The 1,631-nt window shown below is 43.4% G+C and carries 1 protein-coding gene; it reads right to left on the bottom strand.

Going from position 1 to position 1,631, the window contains the following annotated elements; genetic code table 11:
• Positions 1-273: 273 nt before the first annotated feature.
• Positions 274-1,446: an iron-containing alcohol dehydrogenase gene (locus G5T77_RS02080; protein ID WP_159123263.1), complete on the bottom strand. Its 1,173-nt coding sequence runs from the start codon at positions 1,444-1,446 to the stop codon at positions 274-276.
• Positions 1,447-1,631 lie beyond the last annotated feature (185 nt).

Raw genomic sequence — 1,631 nt, 5'->3', positions numbered from 1 at the left:
GTGTTCAGCGGACGCTTACTTATCGAGTTCATTCAGTTAATTTTAATAAGCTATACCCTGATGAATTAACTGCCCAAATATATTTTTTGAAAGCAAAAATTTAGGCAAAAAAAAAAGAGCAACGCCTGCTCTATATCCTTATCAAGGGTGTAAGGATCAGCCAAGAATATCGCATGGGGATACATTTATCTTGGCGCACTTCACTAAGAAGTGCGAACAGGGTTACATAAAATGTAAGTCTGCCGAGTGGAGAGAATCGACTTACATAGAGGCTTACAGCGCCGCTTTAAAAATCTCTACGACTTGTGCATGGCTAGCCTTACGCGGGTTGGTCAGCATACAGGCATCCTTTTGCGCATTTTCTGCCATAATGGCAAGGTCTTCCTCTTTAACCCCTAAGCCTTTCAGACCAGATGGAATTCCAATTGAAGCTGAAAGCTGGCGAATGGCATCAATCGCTGCATAAGCTGCTTCAGTCACAGTTAATCCTTCAGTATTTACACCCATCAACTGGGCAATTTTTGCATAGCGATCCGGACAGGCAATCAGGTTAAATTCGCATACGTGCGGTAGCAAAATCGCATTACATACACCATGTGGCAGGTTATAGAAACCACCCAGCTGGTGTGCCATCGCATGCACATATCCGAGTGATGCATTGTTGAATGCCATGCCTGCCAGATACTGTGCATAGCTCATAGCATCACGTGCTTCAATATTTTCACCATTTGCTACTGCCTGACTCAGCCATTCACTGATCATGGTAATGGCCTTTTCTGCACAGGCATCCGTAATCGGATTGGCTGCCGTAGAAACATACGCTTCTACCGCATGGGTTAAGGCATCCATACCAGTCGCGGCAGTTAAGCCCGCTGGCTTGGCAATCATCAATTTAGGATCATCGATCGCGATCAATGGTGTACAACGCCAATCCACAATTGCCATTTTGACATGGGTATCGGTATTGGTAATGATACAGAAGCGTGTCATTTCCGACGCTGTACCCGCTGTGGTATTGACTGCAATAAGCGGTGTCATAGGCACAGTACTTTTATCAATACCTTCATAGTCGCGGATATGACCACCACCGGCAGTCACCAGGCCAATACCTTTGGCACAGTCATGTGAAGAACCGCCACCGAGTGATACAATAAAATCGCAGCCGTTGTCATTGTAGACTTGTACGCCATTATGAACGTTAATATCTGTTGGGTTTGGTTCTGCACCTGGGAAGATATGGCTGTCAACACCAGCCTCTTTTAAATAATTTGCGATGGTATCTGCGACACCAAATTTGTATAAGCCTTCATCGGTCACAATCAGAGCTTTCTTGGCACCTAAATTTTGTGCTTTAACGCCAATTTCTTTGGCACAGCCTGGACCGAAAAGTGAAACACAAGGGATATAAAAACCGTTTGTTTGATCTGCAATATTCTTAAAAGCCATGGTTCGATTCCTTCTACCATTCATCTTATTATCGGTGACCCTCACCGTGATTTAAGTATTCAATGAACGATAAAAGAATCCCACCTACTAAAAGCCTACCTTATGATAAGAGATTGAAATTTTAGTTATTTTTGAAGATAGATAGTGCTTAAATGAATTCAAAAGTAAGCGTCCGCTAAACCCCA

It is taken from the genome of Acinetobacter sp. GFQ9D191M (assembly GCF_011174875.1).
Classification (GTDB): domain Bacteria; phylum Pseudomonadota; class Gammaproteobacteria; order Pseudomonadales; family Moraxellaceae; genus Acinetobacter.
The sequence above is the reverse complement of the archived record's forward strand: the minus strand, read 5'-3'. Positions and strand labels throughout refer to the sequence as shown.